The 21,068-nt window shown below is 60.6% G+C and carries 14 protein-coding genes and 1 other RNA gene; 4 read left to right on the top strand and 11 right to left on the bottom strand.

Features of this window, described 5'->3' with window-relative positions; all coding sequences use genetic code 11:
• Positions 1-43: 43 nt before the first annotated feature.
• Positions 44-592 (top strand): adenine phosphoribosyltransferase, encoded by a 549-nt coding sequence (locus AC3IUF_RS09680; RefSeq protein ID WP_024012326.1) that lies wholly within the window; start codon positions 44-46, stop codon positions 590-592.
• Between the two features lie 110 nt (positions 593-702).
• Here the strand turns inward: AC3IUF_RS09680 and AC3IUF_RS09675 are convergent, their stop codons facing one another.
• The 5 genes from AC3IUF_RS09675 to dnaX all read right to left on the bottom strand — a co-directional run bounded on the left by AC3IUF_RS09675 (position 703) and on the right by dnaX (position 6,469).
• Positions 703-1,851: an acyl-CoA dehydrogenase family protein gene (locus tag AC3IUF_RS09675; RefSeq protein WP_007918334.1), complete on the bottom strand. Its 1,149-nt coding sequence runs from the start codon at positions 1,849-1,851 to the stop codon at positions 703-705.
• Positions 1,852-2,005: 154 nt separating this feature from the next.
• A complete protein-coding gene (gene recR / locus AC3IUF_RS09670) occupies positions 2,006-2,608 on the bottom strand; it encodes a recombination mediator RecR (protein WP_122854382.1) in 603 nt (200 codons plus the stop codon).
• A 66-nt stretch (positions 2,609-2,674) separates the two neighbouring features.
• Positions 2,675-3,709 (bottom strand): NADP-dependent oxidoreductase, encoded by a 1,035-nt coding sequence (locus AC3IUF_RS09665; RefSeq protein WP_007918336.1) that lies wholly within the window; start codon positions 3,707-3,709, stop codon positions 2,675-2,677.
• A gap of 276 nt (positions 3,710-3,985) precedes the next feature.
• Complete coding sequence (locus tag AC3IUF_RS09660) at positions 3,986-4,324, bottom strand: YbaB/EbfC family nucleoid-associated protein (protein WP_007918338.1); 339 nt, start codon at positions 4,322-4,324, stop codon at positions 3,986-3,988.
• Between the two features lie 66 nt (positions 4,325-4,390).
• Complete coding sequence (dnaX, locus tag AC3IUF_RS09655) at positions 4,391-6,469, bottom strand: DNA polymerase III subunit gamma/tau (RefSeq protein WP_489280927.1); 2,079 nt, start codon at positions 6,467-6,469, stop codon at positions 4,391-4,393.
• 145 nt (positions 6,470-6,614) lie between these two features.
• On the opposite strand from dnaX, the gene AC3IUF_RS09650 reads away from it, so the two are divergent.
• Positions 6,615-7,364, top strand: coding sequence for a substrate-binding periplasmic protein (locus tag AC3IUF_RS09650; protein WP_489280926.1), 750 nt, complete (start codon positions 6,615-6,617; stop codon positions 7,362-7,364).
• Positions 7,365-7,575: 211 nt separating this feature from the next.
• On the opposite strand, the gene ffs is transcribed toward AC3IUF_RS09650, so the two are convergent.
• From ffs to AC3IUF_RS09620, 6 genes are all read right to left on the bottom strand, one after another.
• An RNA gene (ffs, locus tag AC3IUF_RS09645) (signal recognition particle sRNA small type) lies at positions 7,576-7,672 on the bottom strand.
• Positions 7,673-7,806: 134 nt separating this feature from the next.
• Positions 7,807-8,970 (bottom strand): zinc-binding metallopeptidase family protein, encoded by a 1,164-nt coding sequence (locus AC3IUF_RS09640; RefSeq protein WP_489280925.1) that lies wholly within the window; start codon positions 8,968-8,970, stop codon positions 7,807-7,809.
• Between the two features lie 151 nt (positions 8,971-9,121).
• On the bottom strand, positions 9,122-11,479 hold the full coding sequence (gene ligA / locus AC3IUF_RS09635) for an NAD-dependent DNA ligase LigA (RefSeq protein WP_489280924.1): 2,358 nt from the start codon (positions 11,477-11,479) through the stop codon (positions 9,122-9,124).
• A 160-nt stretch (positions 11,480-11,639) separates the two neighbouring features.
• Entirely contained in the window at positions 11,640-12,503 is an 864-nt protein-coding gene (gene zipA / locus AC3IUF_RS09630) for a cell division protein ZipA (protein ID WP_160057077.1), read from the bottom strand.
• 259 nt (positions 12,504-12,762) lie between these two features.
• Positions 12,763-16,251 (bottom strand): chromosome segregation protein SMC, encoded by a 3,489-nt coding sequence (gene smc / locus AC3IUF_RS09625; protein WP_489280923.1) that lies wholly within the window; start codon positions 16,249-16,251, stop codon positions 12,763-12,765.
• Positions 16,252-16,253: 2 nt separating this feature from the next.
• Positions 16,254-16,913 (bottom strand): GntR family transcriptional regulator, encoded by a 660-nt coding sequence (locus AC3IUF_RS09620; protein ID WP_007918384.1) that lies wholly within the window; start codon positions 16,911-16,913, stop codon positions 16,254-16,256.
• A gap of 268 nt (positions 16,914-17,181) precedes the next feature.
• On the opposite strand from AC3IUF_RS09620, the gene xdhA reads away from it, so the two are divergent.
• A complete protein-coding gene (xdhA, locus tag AC3IUF_RS09615) occupies positions 17,182-18,636 on the top strand; it encodes a xanthine dehydrogenase small subunit (RefSeq protein WP_489280922.1) in 1,455 nt (484 codons plus the stop codon).
• A complete protein-coding gene (gene xdhB / locus AC3IUF_RS09610) occupies positions 18,629-21,028 on the top strand; it encodes a xanthine dehydrogenase molybdopterin binding subunit (RefSeq protein WP_489280921.1) in 2,400 nt (799 codons plus the stop codon). The genes xdhA and xdhB overlap by 8 nt, the downstream gene beginning before the upstream one ends.
• Positions 21,029-21,068: the final 40 nt, after the last annotated feature.

The raw sequence follows: 21,068 nt of genomic DNA, 5'->3' as shown, positions 1-21,068 counted from the left end.
GGGTATACTGCGCCGTTTGCAGCCCTGCCAGGACACCTCGACGATGGTCTTCGACTCCTTCGACATCAAATCGCTTATCCGCCCTGTGATCGACTTCCCGAAACCGGGCGTGATCTTTCGCGACATCACCCCGCTGTTCCAGTCGCCAACGGCCCTGCGCCTGGTGATGGACAGCTTCGCCCACCGCTACGTCGAAGCCGACTTCACCCACATCGGTGCGATGGATGCCCGCGGTTTTCTGATCGGTTCGGTATTGGCCTATCAGTTGAACAAGCCGCTGGTGCTGTTCCGCAAGCAAGGTAAATTGCCAGCTGATGTGTTGGCGGAAGGTTACGCAACCGAATACGGCGAAGCGTTCCTCGAAGTGCACGCCGACAGCCTGTGTGAAGGCGATTCGGTGGTGATGTTCGATGATTTGATTGCCACTGGCGGCACGCTGATTGCGGCGGCCAACCTGATTCGCCGCATGGGCGCGCGGGTGCACGAAGCGGCGGCGATTATTGATTTGCCGGAGTTGCAAGGTTCGCAGCGCCTGCAGGACATGGGTATCCCTACTTTCTGCCTGACGCAGTTTGCGTTGACCGATAAGTAAGCGGCGCCCTTCAGGCCGACATCGCGAGCAGGCTCACTCCTACAATTTGGAATGCGTTCCACTGTAGGAGTGAGCCTGCTCGCGATGAGGCCGGTCGCCTCACCAACAAATCAAAGCCCCATCTGCTTACTGATGATCTCGTTCATCACCTCCCGCGTCCCGCCGCCAATCGACAGAATGCGGTTATCCCGATACAGCCGCTCCACCAGACTTTCGCGCATGTAACCCAACCCGCCAAGAATCTGCACCGCCTCCGTGGTGATCCGGTCCGAGGTGTCCGTGGCAAAGTTCTTCGCCATGGAAATTTCCTTGATCACGCTCTGCCCCGCCGCCATCTTCGCCGCTTGCCGGTAAGTGAACTCCCGCGACACTTCCAGCGCCGTGGCCATCTCCGCCAAGCGATGTTTGATCACCTGAAACTTGCCGATCGGCTTGCCAAACGCTTCGCGCTCGCGTGCCCATTGCAGGCTCTCTTCCAACGCTAACTGTGAAGTCATGTTGGCCATCAGCGCCAACGCCAGCCGTTCGCTCTGAAAGTTGCCCATGATGCAGGCGAAGCCCATGTTCTCGGCGCCGATCAGATTGCCCACAGGTACATGGCAGTCGTCGAAGAACAATTCGGCAGTGTCCGACGCCCACCAGCCCATTTTTTTCAACTGACGGCCGACGGTGAAGCCCGGCGTGCCCTTTTCGATCAACAACAGACTGATACCGCCAAACCCCGGCGCACCGGTACGCACCGCGACGGTGTAGAAATCAGCGCGTACGCCACTGGTGATAAAGGTTTTGCTGCCGCTGACGCGATAGACATCGCCGTCGCGCACGGCGCGGGTTTGCAGGTTGGCGACGTCGGAGCCGCCGCCGGGTTCGGTGACCGCCAGGGCGCTGATCCTTTCGCCGCTGAGCACTTGCGGCACAACGCGCTCACGCACTTCGGGGCGCGCCCATTTGACGATCGGTGGCAGACCGATATCCAGCGATCCCAGCCCCGCTACCAGGCCGCCAGAGCCACAGCGCATCAATTCCTCACTGGCGGCGACCTTGGCGAACAGATCGCCTTCATGACTGCCTCCGAGAGCTTCGGGATAGCCGATGCCGAGAATACCCGCCGCACCAGCCTTCAGGTACAGCTCGCGGGGGAAACTTTCGGCTTCTTCCCATTGATCGATGTCCGGGAGGATCTCGCGTTCGACGAAACGTCTGACGCTGTCGCGAACCAATTGGTGGCTGGGGTCGAAGTATTCCTGAAAGGCAGGCATGGGCGAGCTCCACGGAAGGGTCCGCCGAACTTAACCGAGCGCTTGCTTGGTTTACAAGGTACAGAAGATCAAAAGATCGCAGCCGTCGGCAGCTCCTACAGGGAAACGCGTTCCAAGGTAGGAGCTGCCGACGGCTGCGATCTTTTGATTTTTATTAGAGGGAAATCGGTTTCCGCCCGGCAAACGAATGCGCCAGCGTGCCGCCATCGACCAGTTCCAGCTCCCCACCCAACGGCACGCCGTGAGCGATCCGCGAAGCGATCAGGCCTTTGTTGTTCAGCAGCTGCGCGATGTAATGCGCCGTCGCCTCACCTTCCACCGTCGGGTTAGTTGCGAGGATGACTTCGGTAAACGTTCCCGCCTCTTCGATTCGCGTCATCAACTGCGGAATGCCGATCGCCTCAGGTCCCAGGCCATCAAGCGGCGACAAATGCCCCTTGAGCACAAAGTAGCGGCCACGGAATCCGGTCTGCTCGACCGCATACACGTCCATCGGCCCTTCCACCACACACAACAGCGTGTCGTCACGGCGGGTATCGGCACATTGCGGGCACAGATCGTCTTCGGTCAGCGTGCGGCACTGGCGGCAGTGGCCGACCCCTTCCATGGCCTGGCTGAGGGCCTGGGCCAGACGCAAGCCGCCGCTGCGGTCACGCTCGAGCATCTGCAACGCCATGCGCTGGGCGGTTTTCTGACCCACGCCCGGCAAAGTGCGCAAGGCGTCGATCAGTTGGCGAATCAAAGGGCTGAAGCTCATGGGTAAAAAGTCCGACAAAACAACGAGACGCGGTTTATACCCGCGCCTCCGGCCAGCGTCAAATACTCAGTCCTGGGCAACCTTCACCACCAGTTTGCCGAAGTTGCGCCCCTCCAGCAGGCCGATAAAGGCCTCGGGTGCCTGCTCCAGACCTTCCACCACGTCTTCGCGGAATTTCACCTTGCCGTCGCGCACCCACGGCACCATATGGCTGATGAATTCCGGCTGACGATCACCGTAGTCGTCGAACACGATGAAGCCCTGAATGCGCACGCGCTTGGTCAGCAGCGTGCGTTGCAGCATCGGCAGACGATCCGGGCCTTGCGGCGCTTCGGAAGCGTTGTAACCGGCGATCAGGCCGCACAGCGGAATGCGCGCCTTGGGGTTGAGCAACGGCACCACGGCATCGAACACATGACCGCCGACGTTCTCGTAATAGATGTCGATGCCATCAGGACAGGCCTTGGCCAGTTGCTCGGCAAAGTCGGTAGCCTTGTGATCGATGCAGGCATCGAAACCCAGTTCCTCGACCACGTATTTGCACTTCTCGGCTCCGCCGGCCACACCGACCGTGCGCAGGCCTTTGATCTTCGCCACTTGTCCGACCACCGAGCCGACCGCGCCGGATGCCGCAGCGACGACTAGCGTTTCGCCCTCTTTGGGTTGACCGATGTCCATCAAGCCCATGTACGCGGTCATCCCCGGCATACCCAGCACACCCAGCGCCATCGACGGGCTCGGCAGCCCGGCCGGGATCGGAATGATGTTGCGGCCGTCGCTGATGCTGTGGCTCTGCCAACCGGTGGCGCCAACGACCAGATCGCCTTTGTGAAACTTCGGATGACGCGAATCCTCGACACGGCTGACCGCGCCGCCGGTCATCACTTCGCCGATTTGTACCGGGGCAGCGTAGGACGGCGCGTCACTCATGCGTCCGCGCATGTAGGGGTCGAGGGACAGATAGAGGGTTTTCAGCAGCACCTCACCGTCCGCAAGATCCGGCAGCGCTTCGCGTTCGAGGCGGAAGTTTTCCGGGGTCGGCGCACCGACCGGGCGTGAGGCGAGGACGAAGCGTTGGTTGAGAGTAAGAGGGTCGGACATGTCAGCGTCTCCTGTGAATGGTGAATTCAGCGGGTATAGGGAGCAGACCGTTGTGGCTTTTGCGCGTTCGATGTTTATTCAGATGGCCGGGATTGATCGTTCCCATGCTCCGCGTGGGAATGCCTCAACGGACGCTCCGCGTTCGGCTCTGTACTTGGGACGCGGAGCGTCCCGGGCTGCGTTCCCACGCAGAGCGTGGGAACGATCAGTCAGAAACAAAAATGCCAGGCGCAATGCCTGGCATTTTGTGTAGCTCATCTGCCGCCGATTGGCGAATCAGAATGGCAGTTTCATACCGGCTGGCAGGTTCATGCCGGCGGTCATGTTGCCCATTTTATCCTGGCTGTTTTTTTCGATCTGACGCACGGCGTCATTGACGGCAGCAGCGACGATGTCTTCCAGCGTCTCTTTGTCAGCGTCGTCCAGGCCCGGAATCAGGCTAGGGTCGATCATTACCTTTTTCACATCATGACGCCCGGTCATGACGACGCTGACCAATTTGCCACCGGCCACACCAGTGACTTCGGCGTTGGCCAGTTCTTCCTGCATCTTGGCCATTTTTTCCTGCATCTGCTGCGCCTGCTTCATCAGGCCGGCCATGCCACCTTTCATCATGGGAATCACCTCAAAGTACTTGGATCAAAACAGCGCCCGGCCAGCGCGGCCGAGCACCCTCAGTTATTAGCCTTGGGCGACCAAGGCGTCGACAGGTTCAATAGTATCGTGTCGCACCACCGCGCCGAACTGCTGAACCATCTGCTGGATGAACGGATCGCCGTGAATCGATTCCTCCGCTTCGCGCTGACGGTTGGCACGGCGACGGGACGCGGCCTGGGCCGGGGTTTCCTGCTCGGGCTTGATCAGCTCGATGGTCAGGCTCAGCGTGCGACCGTGGAACTGGTTCAACGCATCGTTCAGACGCCGCTGCTGCGTGGCGTTGAACAGTGCGCTGTGCGCCGGGTCAAGGTGCATCAGCCAATGGTCGCCATCGACGGCGATCAACGTGCAGTTGGCGGCGATGCTGCCGGTCATGCCGGAAATCGGCAGTTTCGGAAACAGCTCCAGCCATTGCAACGCCAGACCGGTGGCCGGTGCCGCAGCCGGTTCTGGCTCGGGTTCCGGGGCAGGCTCGGCGGCGTGCTCACTGGCCAGTTCGTCGAGATAGCTGTACGCCGAGTCCATGTCCGGCTCGATGTAATCCTCATCCAGCGGCGGTTCATCGTCCATGTCCATGCCCGGGGTAGCGGCATCGACGTCGGCGACTGACGGCTCGGGGATCGGCGCGGCGGCCCACTCAGGGGCCTCCGGGACGACGCTGTCCGGGGTCGGCAGCGGCATCGGCGGCAACTCGGGTTGCTCGGCAGTGGTTTCCAGCACCGGTTCGACGGCGGGTTGCTGCGCTGGTTCGGGCTCTGACTCGGGTTCAACCGGGTCATTCCACGGCAGGTCGACGACAGCTTCGGAGACGACCGGCGCGGGTTCAGGTTCCGGCTCAGCAACGGCAGCAACCGGCGCAGGCTCGGGAGCCGGTGCAGGTGCTGCAGCAGGCGCTGGCACAACCGCCGCAGCGACTACCGGCGCAGGTTTAGGCGCGGCAGCCACTGAGTTTGCGGAATCAACTGTGGCCTGGCTGATCCCCACTGGCTTTAGCGGTTGCCTCGGGGCGTCCGCGGTGTCGGCGGGCCGGAAGGCGAGCATCCGCAGCAAGACCATTTCGAAACCGCCACGAGGATCCGGCGCCAGCGGCAAATCGCGACGACCGATCAACCCCATCTGGTAATAGAACTGCACATCTTCGGCCGGCAAGGCCTGCGCCAATGCCAACACGCGATCGCGATCGCCGTGCCCGTTGTCGACGCCTTCCGGCAACGCCTGAGCAATGGCCACACGGTGCAGCACGTTGAGAATTTCCGAGAGCACGCCGTTCCAGTCCGGGCCTTGCTCAGCCAGGTGACGCACGGCTTCGAGCAACGCCTTGGCGTCGCCTTCGATCAACGAATGCAGGACGTCATAGACCTGACCGTGATCCAGCGTGCCGAGCATCGCCCGCACGTCGGTAGCGAGAACCTTGCCTTCACCGAAGGCGATGGCCTGATCGGTCAGGCTCATGGCGTCCCGCATCGAACCGTCAGCGGCGCGACCGAGCAGCCACAATGCATCGTCCTCGAACGGCACGTTTTCGGCAGTGAGAACGTGGGTCAAATGCTCGACCACACGCTCCGGTGTCATGTTCTTCAGCGAGAACTGCAGGCAGCGCGACAAAATCGTTGCCGGAAGTTTCTGCGGGTCAGTGGTCGCCAGGATGAACTTGACGTACGGCGGCGGCTCTTCGAGGGTTTTCAGCAGCGCATTGAAGGAATGGCTGGAGAGCATGTGCACTTCGTCGATCAGGTAGACCTTGAAGCGCCCACGGCTCGGCGCGTACTGCACGTTGTCGAGAAGCTCGCGGGTGTCTTCGACCTTGGTGCGGCTCGCGGCGTCGATCTCGATCAGGTCGACGAAACGACCCTCGTCGATTTCACGGCATACCGAGCACTCGCCGCAGGGGCTGGAAGTGATACCTGTCTCACAGTTCAGGCATTTGGCAATGATCCGCGCAATCGTGGTTTTACCCACCCCGCGCGTACCGGTAAACAGGTACGCGTGGTGCAGCCGCTGGCTGTCCAAGGCATTGATCAGAGCCTTGAGCACATGGGTCTGGCCGACCATTTCGCGGAACGAGCGCGGACGCCATTTACGTGCAAGAACCTGATAACTCATCGAAAACCGTCGCAACGAAGGAAGCTGAAGCGGCTAATGCTAGCGGAGCAAGGGCAAAATTGCATCCGGTGTCCTCGTCTAATGTGGCTAAGCTGCATCAGCAGAGGCTTTTATCGGCTCGGGATCGGGAATTACCGGAGCGTTTATGCGTTGGGCCTTGGGGGCACTGCTGGGAATCAGCCTGAGCGTAACGGCAGCGGAAACCCCGTTGCGCTTCGCCATGCCCGACAGCTGGGCGATGCCGATGGTGCAATACGAACGCGGCCGCCCGACCCAGGGCATCCTTTACGACCTGATGCTCAGCCTCGCCACGCAGGTCGGCGTACCGGCCGAGTTTCACGTCCTGCCCCGCGCCCGCGTGCAGACCGCCATGGAGCATGGCGAGATCGACGTGCGCTGCTATGCCGCACAGTCATGGCTGCCGAATCAGTCGGGGGATTACATCTGGAGCATCCCGCTGCTGTTTCAGCGTGATCTATTGATCAGCCGCAAGGATCAACCGGCCAGCGCCGATCCCGCCCGCCTGCCCCGCCAGTCCATCGGCACCGTGCTTGGTTATACCTACCCTACCCTGCAACCGCTGTTCGACGCTGACCGACTTCAGCGTGAAGATGCGCGCAACCAAGAGCAGGTGCTGGAGAAGCTGCTGGCCGGGCGCTATCGCTATGCGGTGAGTAACCAGTGGACGCTGGACTGGTTTAATCAGCGGTTGATGCCCGCGCAACAACTGCAAGGTGTCGCCGTGTTGCAGGAGCAGAAGGTGGGTTGCTATGTGAGGAATGACCCGAAGGTGCCGGTGCAACGGATCTTGCGCACGTTGTTGCGGATGAAGATGTCGGGGGAGATTGATGAGATTATCCGGCTCTACACCGGCCACTCCGACAACACCCCATAACCTTGTGGGAGCTGGCTTGCCAGCGATTGCGGATTTTCAGTCAAATAGATGAACCTGACACACCGCTATCGCTGGCAAGCCAGCTCCCACAGGGTCATCTTCAACAGGGGGAATATGTGTCGCTTTGGCAAATCGCAGGCACAAAAAAACCGCAGTGGGCGAAACCCATGCAGTTCTGGTTGAAGCGTTCGATTGTTCGTTAAGGTGGTAACCCCACCAGCCACACCCCGGCACACAATGTTCCCGCTGTGGCTGCTGCCTTCCGGCTCTGACCAGGTTCACGGGTAATCGTTGCGGGGGGACCGATGGGGTCACCATAACGACGCTTGCCTGTCGGCGAGCCGCGCCATTGTACCTATCTGAGACGAAGTTACAACCGTTGGTTGCAGATTAAAAATATGAACGGGTTCAAGGACATAAAGATCGCAGCCAGCGGCAGCGCCTACAGGGCCAGAACTTCATCCGCCCTGCCGCCCGCCTGCTGGATCACCAGATGAATGAAGTGCAGCTTGGCAATCGCTGGCGCCGGTAGCACGAACGGGTAGAAATCCGGTTGGCCCATGCTGCGTGACAGCTCATTGAGCATGCCGGCCAGTTCGATCCACGCGTTGACGAACGACAGAAACGCCTCGCCACCGGGATGCTCCGGGTCGTACAGCGTGCTGGTGGGAAACGGCTGGTAATCAAAATCCATTTCCCGCGCGCTCATGCCAAAACCCAGCGCGGTGTCCACGGCGTCCATCATGTGCAGGTAATGCGCCCAGGTTTCCGCCCAGTCTTCCCACGGATGCATCGTTGCGTAGGCGCTGACGTAGTGCTGCGGCCAGTCGAGTGGCGCGCCTTGCTGATAGTGACGATCGAGCGCCTCGGCGTAACTGGCGCGCTCGTCGCCGAACAGGTTGCGGAATGAGCCGAGCCACGGGCCGTTGGCGATCAGGCGATCCCAGTAGTAATGCCCGACCTCATGACGAAAATGCCCGAGCAGTGTGCGATAGGGTTCGTGCATCGCCGCCCTCACCTGCTCGCGGTGGTCGTCGTCGGCTTCTTTGATGTCGAGGGTGATCAGGCCGTTGGCGTGGCCGGTCATCGGCGCGTTGCCTTCAAGGTCGACGCCGATGAAATCGAAGGCCAGCCCGGTGTCTTCATCGACGGTTTTCGGGATGACCTGCAAGCCGAGGGTAATCAGTTGCGCGACGAGACGCCGTTTGGCGATTTCGACTTTGCGCCAGCGCTCAGGGTTGTCCGGGTCGGACAGGTCGGGGATGGTGCGGTTGAGGCTGCAAGCGATGCACAGGCTGTCGTGGTCGTTGGCTGGCAGCAGCCAGTTGCACGCGGCGGCTGTGTCGAGGTTGGCGCAGCGGCGGAACAATCCCGAGTCGGGATCGGCGTCGAGCGTCCAGGTGCCCTCGTAGGGCCCCGGTTGCAGCGAGGTCAGGCGGCTTTCTTCGGGTTGATAACCGAGCAAGGCATTACACGCCAGGCACTGGCTGTTGCGAAAGAACAGCGACTGGCCGCAGCGGCACGGCCAGACTTTGCTGTTGCGTGAGGATTCGCCCATGAACGGCGCGATGATGCGGGAACTGAGCTGCTCGAAAAAGCGGTGCATGGCGATCTCTCCCTGGGGCTTGCCAAGACTAGATCATTCTTGCGAGCTGATCGTTCCAACGCTCTGCGTGGGAATGCATCCCGTGACGCTCCGCGTCACAGCGGACGCGGAGCGTCCGGGGCGGCATTCCCACGCGGGAGCGTGGGAACGATCAAACGTTCAGGCCATGGGTTTTGAGGAAGGCGATAAACGCTTCTTCGTCCATCACCTTCACGCCCAGCTCATTGGCCTTGGTCAGTTTGGAGCCGGCGCCGGGGCCTGCAACCACACAATGAGTCTTCGCCGACACGGAGCCGGCAACCTTGGCGCCAAGGCTTTCCAGGTGTTCCTTGGCGACATCACGGCTCATCAACTCAACCTTGCCGGTCAGCACCCAGGTCTCGCCGGACAGCGGCAAACCTTCGACGACTTTCTTCTCGCTCTGCCAGTGCATGCCGAAATCGCGCAGTTGCTTTTCGGATGCCTCAGCCAGTTGCCGGTTCTCAGGCAGTGCAAAAAACTCGCGCACCGAATTCGCCTGCTTCTCCGGCAAGGCCTGACGCATGTCCAGCCAGTCAGCATTCATCACCGCTTCCAGCGAGCCGAACTTGTCCGCCAGTTTCTGCGCGCCACCCGGGCCGACCGAAGGAATGTGCAGCTTGTCGAGGAAGCCACCCAGTGTGGTGCTGGCGGCAAACTCGGCGCCCAGCTCACCCTGATCCTGAATCTGCAAACCATGCCCCAGCAACTCGGTGATGACCTGCTGGTTATGCGCATCTTCAAAGAAGCTGTGAATCTCGTGCGCTACTTCCAGACCGACATCCGGCAGGTAGGTCAGCACTTGCGGCAGCGCCTGCTGCACACGCTCCAGCGAACCCAGCGAGCGCGCCAGCACCTTGGCCGTCTCCTCGCCGACATCGGGAATGCCCAGCGCATAGATGAAACGCGCCAGCCCCGGTTTCTTGCTGTCTTCAATGGCCGCGAGCAACTTGTTGCTGGAGACTTCGGCAAAACCTTCCAGATCGACGATGTCATCGAACTTCAGCGCATACAGATCGGCCGGCGAACTGACCAGACCTTCATCGACCAACTGCTCGACGCTCTTGTCGCCCAGGCCTTCGATGTCCATCGCCCGGCGCGAGACGAAGTGAATAATCGCTTGCTTCAGTTGCGCACCACAGGCCAGTCGACCCACGCAGCGATACACAGCGCCTTCACTGACGGTTTCCTTGCCCTTGCTGCGTTTGATCAGTTGCGTGCGCTCGACGTGCGAGCCGCACACCGGGCAGCTCTCTGGAATCTGTACCGCGCGCGCGTTTTCCGGACGGCGATCCATGACCACTTGCACCACTTGCGGAATCACATCACCGGCGCGGCGAATGATCACGGTGTCACCGATCATCAGGCCAAGACGCGCGACTTCATCCATGTTGTGCAGCGTGGCGTTGGCCACGGTGACGCCGGCAACCTTGACCGGTTTCAATCGTGCCACCGGCGTAACAGCGCCGGTGCGGCCAACCTGAAACTCGACGTCGAGCAGTTCCGTGAGTTCTTCCATCGCCGGGAATTTATGCGCAATCGCCCAGCGCGGCTCGCGGGCGCGGAAGCCCAGTTCGCGCTGGTCGGCAATGCTGTTGACCTTGAACACCACGCCGTCGATTTCGTAAGCCAGCGAGTTACGGCGCTCGCCGATGTCGCGGTAGTAGTCCAGGCATTCGCCGATGCCCTTGGCCAGTTTCAGCTCGTGGCTGATCGGCATGCCCCACTTCTGTAACTGCTTGAGGTTGCCGATGTGCGTGTCGGAGATGTCGTGGGAAACCTGGCCGATGCCGTAGCAGCAGAATTCCAGCGGACGGTTGGCGGTGATCTTCGAATCGAGCTGACGCAAGCTGCCGGCGGCGGCGTTGCGCGGGTTGGCGAAGGTCTTACCGCCGACTTCCAGTTGCGAGGCGTTAAGACGCTCGAAACCAGCCTTGGACATGAACACTTCACCGCGCACTTCCAGGGTCGCCGGCCAGCCTTCGCCGTGCAATTTCAGCGGGATGTTGCGCACGGTGCGCACGTTGACGCTGATGTCTTCACCGGTGGTGCCGTCGCCGCGCGTGGCGCCGCGTACCAGCACGCCATCCTGATAAAGCAGACTGACCGCCAGGCCATCGAGTTTCGGTTCGCAGCTGTATTCCACCGCCGCACTGCCGCCGAACAGATCGCCGGCCGGCAGATCCAGACCTTCGGTGACGCGGCGATCAAATTCGCGCATGTCGGTTTCTTCGAAGGCGTTACCGAGGCTGAGCATCGGCACTTCGTGACGCACCTGAGTGAACGCGGTCAGCGCCACGCTGCCGACGCGCTGAGTTGGCGAGTCGCTGGTGATCAGCTCCGGGTTGGCCGCTTCCAGCGCCTTGAGCTCGTGGAACAACCGGTCGTACTCGGCATCCGGAATACTCGGCTCGTCGAGGACGTGGTAACGGTAGTTGTGCTGATCGAGTTCAGCGCGCAGCTCGAGAATGCGGTTTTTGGCGGCGGTCATGGGTGTTCTCTCATAAAGCAAAAGAGCAGCCGAGGCTGCTCTAATTCATCTATCTCTGGCAGCAGAAGCAAAAGATCGCAGCCTTCGGCAGCTCCTGCAGACATCGCAATCCTGCAGGAGCTGTCGAGTGAAACGAGGCTGCGATCTTTTGATCTTGGCCTTAGCGCTTCTGGGTCAGTGCGCGGCGTTCGAACTCGACGATGCGCTGACGGTAGTGCTCGATGGTCTGCGCGGTGAGGACGCTGCGCTGATCATCTTTCAGTTCGCCGTTCAGTTCCTGCGACAGCTTGCGAGCTGCGGCCACCATCACGTCGAAGGCTTGCTTCGGATGACGCGGGCCTGGCAGGCCGAGGAAGAAGCTCACCGCCGGGGTGCTGAAATGGTCGATGTCGTCCAGATCGAAGATGCCCGGCTTGACCGCATTGGCCATGGAGAACAGCACTTCACCGTTGCCGGCCATGCTTTCGTGACGGTGGAAAATATCCATCTCGCCGAAACGCAAACCGCTTTCGAGGATGTTCTGTAACAATGCCGGGCCTTTGAAACCGGCAGCGTCACGGCAGATCACGCTGATCACCAGCACTTCTTCAGCTTGCGGCTGGTCTTTGTCGACCACCGCCGGCGAAGGCTTGCTGTCTTCGGCGAAATCGTCGTCACGGCTGCTGAAGCTCGGGCCGCCGTCCAGATCCAGGTCGAGGTTCAGGTCACCCTGCGCCGGACCGTTGCTGCCACGCTTGCCACGTTTCGAACCGGATTCGCGAGGCTCGCGTGCTTCGCGGGCCGGCATGCTCACCGACGGCAGATCGTGTTCGTCCAGCTGTGGTTCTTTATGGTTGTCCAGAACACGGGCCGGGCCCAACAGCTCAGCGCTGGTGTCCTCGTCCGGCAGGTTGGACAGACTTCGGTCAAGACGGAATTTCAGTTTTCCCTTGCCGCCGCGCATACGGCGCCAGCCATCGAAAAGAATACCGGCTATCACAATGATGCCGATGACGATCAGCCACTCGCGCAGACCGATTTCCATGTAATCCCGTGCCTCTATAAAAAATGCTGAAAAATAAGGGGTTTACATTGTGCAAACCGCTTTAAAACGTGGCGCCAACTCTATGTTCTGACAGGCGTTTTGCCCACGTATACGAAAAATTGACATTAAACTAGCACGACCAAAGACAACTTTACACCGTCTGTCTCATTGGCTTGCGCGAATATGTCGATTGGCCAGCAAGTCGAACCCGGTAAAAAAGTCCTACAACACCAAATTACCTTTCCGACACCACGCTGACTCAGGCGTCCACCATCGCCATCGCCTCCTCGACATCCACGGCCACCAGTCGCGAACAACCCGGTTCATGCATCGTCACGCCCATCAACTGCTCGGCCATTTCCATGGCGATCTTGTTGTGGGTGATATAGATGAACTGCACGGTCTGCGACATCTCCTTAACCAAGCGTGCGTAGCGTCCAACGTTAGCGTCATCCAGTGGCGCGTCAACCTCATCGAGCATGCAGAACGGCGCCGGGTTCAATTTGAAGATGGCAAAAACCAGTGCCAGTGCGGTCAGGGCTTTTTCCCCGCCGGAGAGCAAATGGATGGTGCTGTTCTTCTTCCCTGGCGGCTGCGCCATGATCGTTACCCCTGTATCGAGTAGATCTTCGCCCGTCAGTTCCAAATACGCGCGCCCGCCACCGAAAACTTTTGGGAAAAGCGCCTGTAAACCACCATTGATCTGATCAAAGGTATCTTTGAAGCGGTTACGGGTTTCCTTGTCGATCTTGCGAATGACGTTTTCCAGGGTCTCCAGCGCTTCGACCAGATCGGCGTCCTGCGCATCCAGATAACGCTTACGCTCGGACTGTTGCGTGTATTCGTCGATGGCCGCGAGGTTGATCGCACCCAGGCGCTGAATCCGCGCATTGATCCGTTCGAGTTCTTCTTCGGCTTCGCGTTCACTGGCTTGTGCAGTCAGGGTGGCGAGGACGCCATTGAGATCGTAGCCGTCTTCCAGCAGTTGGTCCTGCAAAGCCTTGCGGCGCACGGTCAGGGCTTGCCATTCCATGCGCTGCTGTTCGAGCTGGCCACGAATCAACTGCGATTGCTGCTCAGCCTGAGTACGGCGTTTTTCCGCGTCGCGCAATTCGCGGTCGGCGTCTTCGAGGGCGATCTGCGCGGTCTTGAGTTCTTCATCGACGGTCATGCGCTTGTCGAGCAGTTCTTCGAGTTTCAGACGCAGCTCTTCCAGCGGCGCCTCGCCCTCCTCTAGGTTCAGACTCAACTGTTCGCGTTTTTCCGTCAGACGCTCGGCCTGCATTTCCAGACGCTCCAGCGCCTGGCGCGTGGAGTCGTGCTGCGCGCGCAATGAGCCAAGACGCACGGCCAATTGATGGGCGTGATCCTTGTGCTGCCGCGCTTCCTGACGCACGCGGTCGAGGCGTTCGCGCAGGCTGTCGCGCTGAGCCAACAGCAATTCGCGTTGCTCGGTGTCCAGCGCCATGGCATCCAGCGCTTCCTGCAATTGCATGCGCGCTTCGCCGATCTGTTCGTGCTCGAGTTCGCGCTGTTCGCCGAGCTCGACCAGCTCTTCATCAAGACGGGTACGACGCAGCGTCAACTGTTCGGCCTTGGCTTTGCCGGCAGATAACTGCGCTTTCAGTTCACCTTGCTGACGCGCTTCGTCTTGCAGCAAACGACGTAAATGTTCGCGGCCGTTTTCCTGCTGACGCTGTTGCGCGCGCAGGGTTTGCAGACGAGTTTCCATGGCCTCGACCGTGGCTTCTTTTTCTTCCCGCTCGAGATGCAGCGCTTCGATTTCCTGGCCCCGGGCGAGCATGCCGCTTTCCGCTTCGCTGGCCCGGCGCACGCGCAAGAAATGCCGGCCGACCCAGTAACCGTCGCGGCTGATCAAACTCTCGCCAGCGCTCAACTGCCCGCGCAAGGCCAAAGCCTGTTCAAGGCTGTCGACCGGTTTGACCTGACCGAGCCACGGCGACAGATCGATCTGCGCGTCGACCTTGTCGAGCAAGCTGCCAGCGACGCGCACGCCATCGCTGGCCGGGCTGAGCAGGCGCAGATCGCCTTGGGTGAAACCGGATAAATCGAAACCGCTGAAATCGTCGACCAGCACCGCTTGCAGGTCAGCGCCGAGCACAGTTTCCACCGCCAATTCCCAACCGGCCTCAACCTTCAGGCCTTCGGCCAGACGCGGACGCTCGGCGAGGTTGTGTTCCTTCAGCCATTCGGCGGTGCCGGTGCCCGGGTCGAGCGCGGCTTGCTGCAAGGCTTCGAGGGACGCGAGGCGACCGTTAAGACGCTGCAAATCGCCCTGCGCCTGTTGTTGCGCGGTCAGCGCTTGCTGCAATTCCTGACGCAGTTGTTCAAGCTTTTCGACCTGCGCTTCTTCGCTGGTCTGCAAATCTTCGAGGGTCGCTTCCGACTCGGCGAGCTGCTCGTTGAGTTCCATGATCGCCGCGTCTTCCGGGTCAGCCGAAAGCAACGCGCGCTCTTCGCCGAGACGTTTTTGCCGATCCGCCAGACGCTCCATGCTGGTTTCCAACTGCTGGATGCGCGACTGCTGCACTTCGGCCTGACGGCGCGGTTCGGCGGCGGTCAGGTTGAAGGCGTCCCACTGCTCTTGCCAGCCGTGCATGACCGATTCGGAATCTTCCAGCGCGGCAGCGGCTTCTTCGGCGGCGGCGCTGGTGACTTCCTGCTCGGGGGTGAGCATGTCCAGCTCTTCGCCGAGGGTCAGCAGCAACGTACGGTCGTGGCCCAAGTGCGATTCGGTTTCCAGGCGTGCGCGCTCGGCTTCTTCCAGATCGTCCTGCAGCTGACGCAGACGTTGCTGGCCGTGCTGGATGCTCTGCTCGACCCGGGCGATGTCGCCGCCGACCGAATAGAAGCGCCCCTGCACCAGATTGAAGCGTTCGGACAGGTCATGGTGACCGTCGCGCAGACGTTCGATGGCCGCATCCGCATTGCGCTGCTCAGCGACCAAGGCTTCGAAACTGATTTCCTGGGTACCGATGATTGACTCGCGCTGGCCGACCTGATCGTTGAGATCCTGCCAGCGCAAGGCCGACAGTTGCGCCTTGAGCTGACGCTCCTCGGCTTTGAATTCCTGATACTTCTTCGCCGCCTCGGCCTGGCGGTGCAGGCGCTCGAGTTGACGCTCGAGCTCTTCGCGCAGGTCAGTCAGACGCGCGAGGTTTTCGTGGGTGCGGCGGATACGGTTTTCGGTCTCGCGGCGACGCTCCTTGTACTTGGAGATGCCGGCCGCTTCTTCGATGAAGTTACGCAGGTCTTCAGGCTTGGACTCGATCAGCTTGGAGATCATCCCCTGCTCGATGATCGAATAGCTGCGCGGGCCGAGACCGGTGCCGAGGAAAATATCGGTGATGTCGCGACGACGGCATTTGGTGCCGTTGAGGTAATAGGTGGTCTGGCTGTCGCGGGTGACTTTGCGGCGAATCGAAATCTCGGCGTAAGCCGCGTACTCGCCCAGCAGCGTGCCGTCGGAGTTGTCGAAGACCAGCTCGATACTGGCCTGACTCACCGGTTTGCGGCTGGTCGAACCGTTGAAGATGACGTCGGTCATCGACTCGCCACGAAGGTTCTTCGCCGAACTCTCGCCCATCACCCAGCGTACGGCGTCGATGATGTTCGACTTGCCGCAACCGTTCGGCCCGACAACCGCCGCCATGTTACTGGGGAAGTTCACCGTGGTCGGGTCGACGAAGGATTTGAATCCCGCCAGTTTGATGCACTTGAGCCGCACGCTTAGGCAACCGTCAGGGCGGAAACCACCAGATCGCAGCTGCGCTGGGCATAAGCCGTCAGCACGATGCGGATCTGCGGTAAATCACGAGCAAGCACGGCGGCCAGCAGGCGTTCGAACAGTTCGAGGAACTCGCTCATTGAAGCCTTGCGCTGTTCGAGGGCGAGGAAGTAGGCGCGGCTCATCGCCGGTTGCAGGTTCTCGACGGTCTCTTGCAGGTACGGGTTGTTGGCGAACGGATAGGCGGCGCGCATCACGGCGAAGCTTTCATCGACGAAGCTGCGGATGTCCTGACGCTCGTAGCTGGCGGTCAGGCGCTGCTGGATCTGCACGAACGGCGCCATGTCCGACTGCACTTGCCAGCCATTGGCCACCGAATTGCCGAGCAGGATGTACAACTCGCTCATCAGCGTGCACAGGCTCTGCACCTTGTGTGGCGTCAGCTCGGTGACGTGCGCGCCACGACGCGGCAGGATCGCGATCAGGTGGCGGCGTTCGAGGATCAGCAAGGCTTCGCGGACCGAACCGCGGCTGACGTTCAGCGCCAGCGTGACCTTCTGTTCCTGGATGCGCTCTCCCGGCTTCATTTCGCCACGAATGATGCGTTCGGCGAGGTGGTGAGCGATTTGCTCGGCGAGGCTGTCCGGCGCCTTGAACGTCATGGTTGTCCTTCAAACTCTATCGATCTGCACAAGCGGCGCAGTGTAGCGCAAATGCACGGTCATGGCGGAGTGCCCACTCAGCGGTTTTTGGCACGATTCCCGCAAAAAAGCAGGGGATCCAATGAGGGTCAATACTGAATAGACACGTAGTTGATCGACGAAACGCATTTTCCTGACCTTTAAGTCAGAAAACCATTGACCGAAAAGTCAGACCTGCTAAATTCGGTTCACGTCGGTTAACAACAATAATGAGTCTGCGAGGCCTTCCGTGATCCAGTTTTTACTTAACCAGGAACTCCGTAGCGAGCACGCCCTGGACCCGAATCTGACTGTGCTCAATTACCTGCGTGAACACGTGGGCAAGTCCGGCACCAAAGAAGGTTGCGCCAGCGGTGACTGCGGCGCCTGCACCGTGGTGGTCGGCGAGTTACAGACGGATGACGCTGGCCGCGAACACATTCGCTATCGCAGCCTCAACTCGTGCCTGACCTTTGTGTCGTCGTTGCACGGCAAACAACTGATCAGCGTCGAAGACCTCAAACACCAAGGCGAACTGCACAGCGTGCAGAAAGCCATGGTCGAGTGCCATGGCTCGCAGTGCGGTTTCTGCACCCCCGGCTTCGTCATGTCGCTGTTCGCCCTGCAAAAGAACAGCGATGCACCGGATCAGGCCAAGGCCCACGAAGCGCTGGCCGGCAACCTCTGCCGCTGCACCGGCTACCGACCGATTCTGGCCGCTGCCGAACAATCCTGCTGCGGCAAGCAAGCGGATCAGTTCGATGCCCGCGAAGCGGAAACCATCGCCCGCCTGAAAGCCATCGCCCCGACCGATATCGGCGAACTCAACAGCGGCGACAAACGCTGCCTGGTGCCGCTGACCGTCGCTGATCTGGCCGACCTTTATGACGCGTACCCACAAGCGCGCCTGCTCGCCGGCGGCACCGATCTGGCACTGGAAGTCACTCAGTTCCACCGCACTTTGCCGGTGATGATCTATGTCGGCAACGTCGCCGAAATGAAGCGCATCGACACCTTCGACGACCGCATCGAAATCGGCGCTGCCACCGCCCTCTCCGACTGCTACGAAGCGTTGAACGCCGAGTACCCGGACTTCGGCGAACTGCTGCACCGCTTCGCCTCGCTGCAAATCCGCAACCAGGGCACCCTCGGCGGCAACATCGGCAACGCCTCGCCGATCGGTGACTCGCCACCGCTGCTGATCGCCCTCGGCGCGCAGGTGGTGCTGTGCAAAGGCGAAACCCGCCGCACCCTGAACCTCGACGATTACTTCATCGATTACAAAGTCACTGCCCGTCAGGAAAGTGAATTCATCGAGAAGATCATCGTGCCGCGCGCCAGCGCCGAGCAACTGTTCCGCGCCTACAAAGTCTCCAAGCGTCTGGACGATGACATCTCCGCCGTCTGCGCCGCGTTCAACCTGCGCGTCGAAAACGGCGTAATTACCGATGCGCGCATGGCGTTCGGTGGTATGGCCGCGATCCCGAAACGCGCCGCCCACTGTGAAGCCGCACTGATCGGTGCGCCGTTCAACAACGCCGTGGTCGAGCGCGCCTGCGCTGCACTGGCGGAAGATTTCACCCCGCTCTCGGACTTCCGCGCCAGCAAGGAATATCGCCTGCTCAGCGCGCAGAACCTACTGCGCAAATACTTCATCGAACTGCAAACACCGCACATCGAGACTCGGGTGACCGCTTATGTCTAACCATCACGGCGTAGAGAAAACTCAAGCTGAACTGGCTGAATTGTTCGCCAAGGACCTGACCTCCGGTGTCGGCCGCAGCGTCAAGCACGACAGCGCCGCCAAGCACGTGTCTGGTGAGGCGCAGTACATCGATGACCGCCTGGAATTTCCCAACCAGTTGCACCTGTACGCACGCCTGTCGGACCGCGCCCACGCGAAAATCATCAGCATCGACACCTCGCCGTGCTACGCCTTCGAAGGCGTGCGCATCGCCATCACCCACGAAGACGTGCCGGGCCTGAAAGACATCGGCCCATTGTTGCCGGGCGACCCGCTGCTGGCCATCAATGACGTGCAATTCGTCGGTCAGCCAGTGCTCGCCGTCGCCGCGAAAGATCTGGAAACCGCGCGCAAAGCCGCGATGGCGGCGATCATCGAATACGAAGATCTCGAGCCGGTGCTGGACGTCGTCGAAGCCCTGCGCAAACGCCATTTCGTGCTCGACAGCCACACCCACCAGCGCGGCGATTCGGTCTCGGCACTGGCGACCGCTGAACATCGCATTCAAGGCACGCTGCACATCGGCGGTCAGGAACACTTTTATCTGGAGACACAAATCTCCTCGGTGATGCCGACCGAAGACGGCGGCATGATCGTCTACTGCTCGACGCAGAACCCGACCGAAGTGCAGAAACTGGTCGCCGAAGTGCTCGACGTATCGATGAATAAAATCGTCGTCGACATGCGCCGCATGGGCGGTGGTTTCGGCGGCAAGGAAACTCAAGCCGCCAGCCCGGCGTGCCTGTGCGCGGTGGTTGCGCACCTCACCGGTCAGCCGACCAAGATGCGCCTGCCGCGCGTCGAAGACATGCTGATGACCGGCAAGCGTCACCCGTTCTACGTCGAATACGACGTCGGCTTCGACAGCACCGGGCGCCTGCACGGGATCAACATGGATCTGGCCGGCAACTGCGGCTGCTCGCCGGACTTGTCCGCGTCGATCGTTGACCGGGCGATGTTCCACTCGGACAACTCGTACTACCTCGGCGATGCGACCATCAATGGCCACCGCTGCAAGACCAACACCGCGTCGAACACCGCTTACCGTGGTTTCGGTGGTCCGCAAGGCATGGTCGCGATCGAGGAAGTGATGGACGCGATTGCTCGTCACCTGCAACTCGACCCACTCGCGGTGCGCAAGGCCAACTACTACGGCAAGACCGAGCGCAACGTCACCCACTACTACCAGACCGTCGAGCACAACATGCTCGAAGAGATGACCGCCGAACTGGAAGAAAGCAGCCAGTACCACGAGCGCCGCGAAGCCATTCGTCGCTACAACGCCAACAGCCCGATCCTGAAAAAAGGCCTGGCGCTGACCCCGGTGAAATTCGGCATTTCCTTCACCGCGAGCTTCTTGAACCAGGCCGGCGCGCTGATCCACATTTACACCGATGGCAGCATCCACCTGAACCATGGCGGCACCGAAATGGGTCAGGGCCTGAACACCAAAGTCGCGCAGGTCGTGGCCGAAGTGTTCCAGGTCGAAATCGATCGGGTGCAGATCACCGCGACCAACACCGACAAGGTGCCGAACACCTCGCCGACGGCAGCGTCGAGCGGTGCCGACTTGAACGGTAAAGCGGCGCAGAACGCGGCGGAAATCATCAAGAAACGCCTGATCGAATTCGCTGCGCGTCACTACAAAGTCACTGAAGAAGACGTTGAATTCCACAACGGCCATGTGCGTGTTCGCGACCATATCCTGACCTTTGAAGCGCTGATCCAGCAGGCGTATTTCAATCAGGTGTCGCTGTCGAGCACTGGCTTCTACAAGACTCCGAAAATCTACTACGACCGCAGCCAGGCGCGTGGGCGTCCGTTCTACTACTTCGCCTTCGGCGCGGCGTGCTGCGAAGTGATCGTCGACACCCTGACCGGCGAGTACAAGATGCTGCGCACCGACATTCTTCACGACGTCGGCGCCTCGCTGAACCCGTCCATCGACATCGGTCAGGTCGAGGGTGGCTTCATCCAGGGCATGGGCTGGCTGACCATGGAAGAGCTGGTCTGGAACAACAAAGGCAAGCTGATGACCAACGGCCCGGCCAGCTACAAGATCCCGGCGGTGGCGGACATGCCTCTGGATCTGCGGGTGAAACTGGTGGAAAACCGCAAGAACCCGGAAGACACCGTGTTCCATTCCAAGGCTGTCGGTGAACCGCCGTTCATGCTCGGGATTGCTTCGTGGTGTGCGATCAAGGATGCGGTGGCGAGCCTCGGTGATTACAAGCATCAGCCGCAGATCGATGCGCCGGCGACGCCGGAGCGGGTGTTGTGGGGGTGTGAGCAGATGCGTCAGCTCAAAGCGGTGAAAGCCGTTGAAGCTGAAACCGAACTGGCTCCGCTCTAAAGACCGAGGCGCGGCCAATCGCTGGCAAGCCAGCTCCCAC

Source organism: Pseudomonas sp. KH_040 (assembly GCF_057839305.1).
The sequence above is the reverse complement of the archived record's forward strand: the minus strand, read 5'-3'. Positions and strand labels throughout refer to the sequence as shown.

Coding starts and splice junctions, on each gene's coding strand:
- AC3IUF_RS09680 (WP_024012326.1), top strand. CDS start 44: ATGGTCTTCGACTCCTTCGACATCAAATCGCTTATCCGCCCTGTGATC.
- AC3IUF_RS09675 (WP_007918334.1), bottom strand. CDS start 1,851: ATGCCTGCCTTTCAGGAATACTTCGACCCCAGCCACCAATTGGTTCGC.
- recR (WP_122854382.1), bottom strand. CDS start 2,608: ATGAGCTTCAGCCCTTTGATTCGCCAACTGATCGACGCCTTGCGCACT.
- AC3IUF_RS09665 (WP_007918336.1), bottom strand. CDS start 3,709: ATGTCCGACCCTCTTACTCTCAACCAACGCTTCGTCCTCGCCTCACGC.
- AC3IUF_RS09660 (WP_007918338.1), bottom strand. CDS start 4,324: ATGATGAAAGGTGGCATGGCCGGCCTGATGAAGCAGGCGCAGCAGATG.
- dnaX (WP_489280927.1), bottom strand. CDS start 6,469: ATGAGTTATCAGGTTCTTGCACGTAAATGGCGTCCGCGCTCGTTCCGC.
- AC3IUF_RS09650 (WP_489280926.1), top strand. CDS start 6,615: ATGCGTTGGGCCTTGGGGGCACTGCTGGGAATCAGCCTGAGCGTAACG.
- AC3IUF_RS09640 (WP_489280925.1), bottom strand. CDS start 8,970: ATGCACCGCTTTTTCGAGCAGCTCAGTTCCCGCATCATCGCGCCGTTC.
- ligA (WP_489280924.1), bottom strand. CDS start 11,479: ATGACCGCCGCCAAAAACCGCATTCTCGAGCTGCGCGCTGAACTCGAT.
- zipA (WP_160057077.1), bottom strand. CDS start 12,503: ATGGAAATCGGTCTGCGCGAGTGGCTGATCGTCATCGGCATCATTGTG.
- AC3IUF_RS09620 (WP_007918384.1), bottom strand. CDS start 16,913: ATGACGTTCAAGGCGCCGGACAGCCTCGCCGAGCAAATCGCTCACCAC.
- xdhB (WP_489280921.1), top strand. CDS start 18,629: ATGTCTAACCATCACGGCGTAGAGAAAACTCAAGCTGAACTGGCTGAA.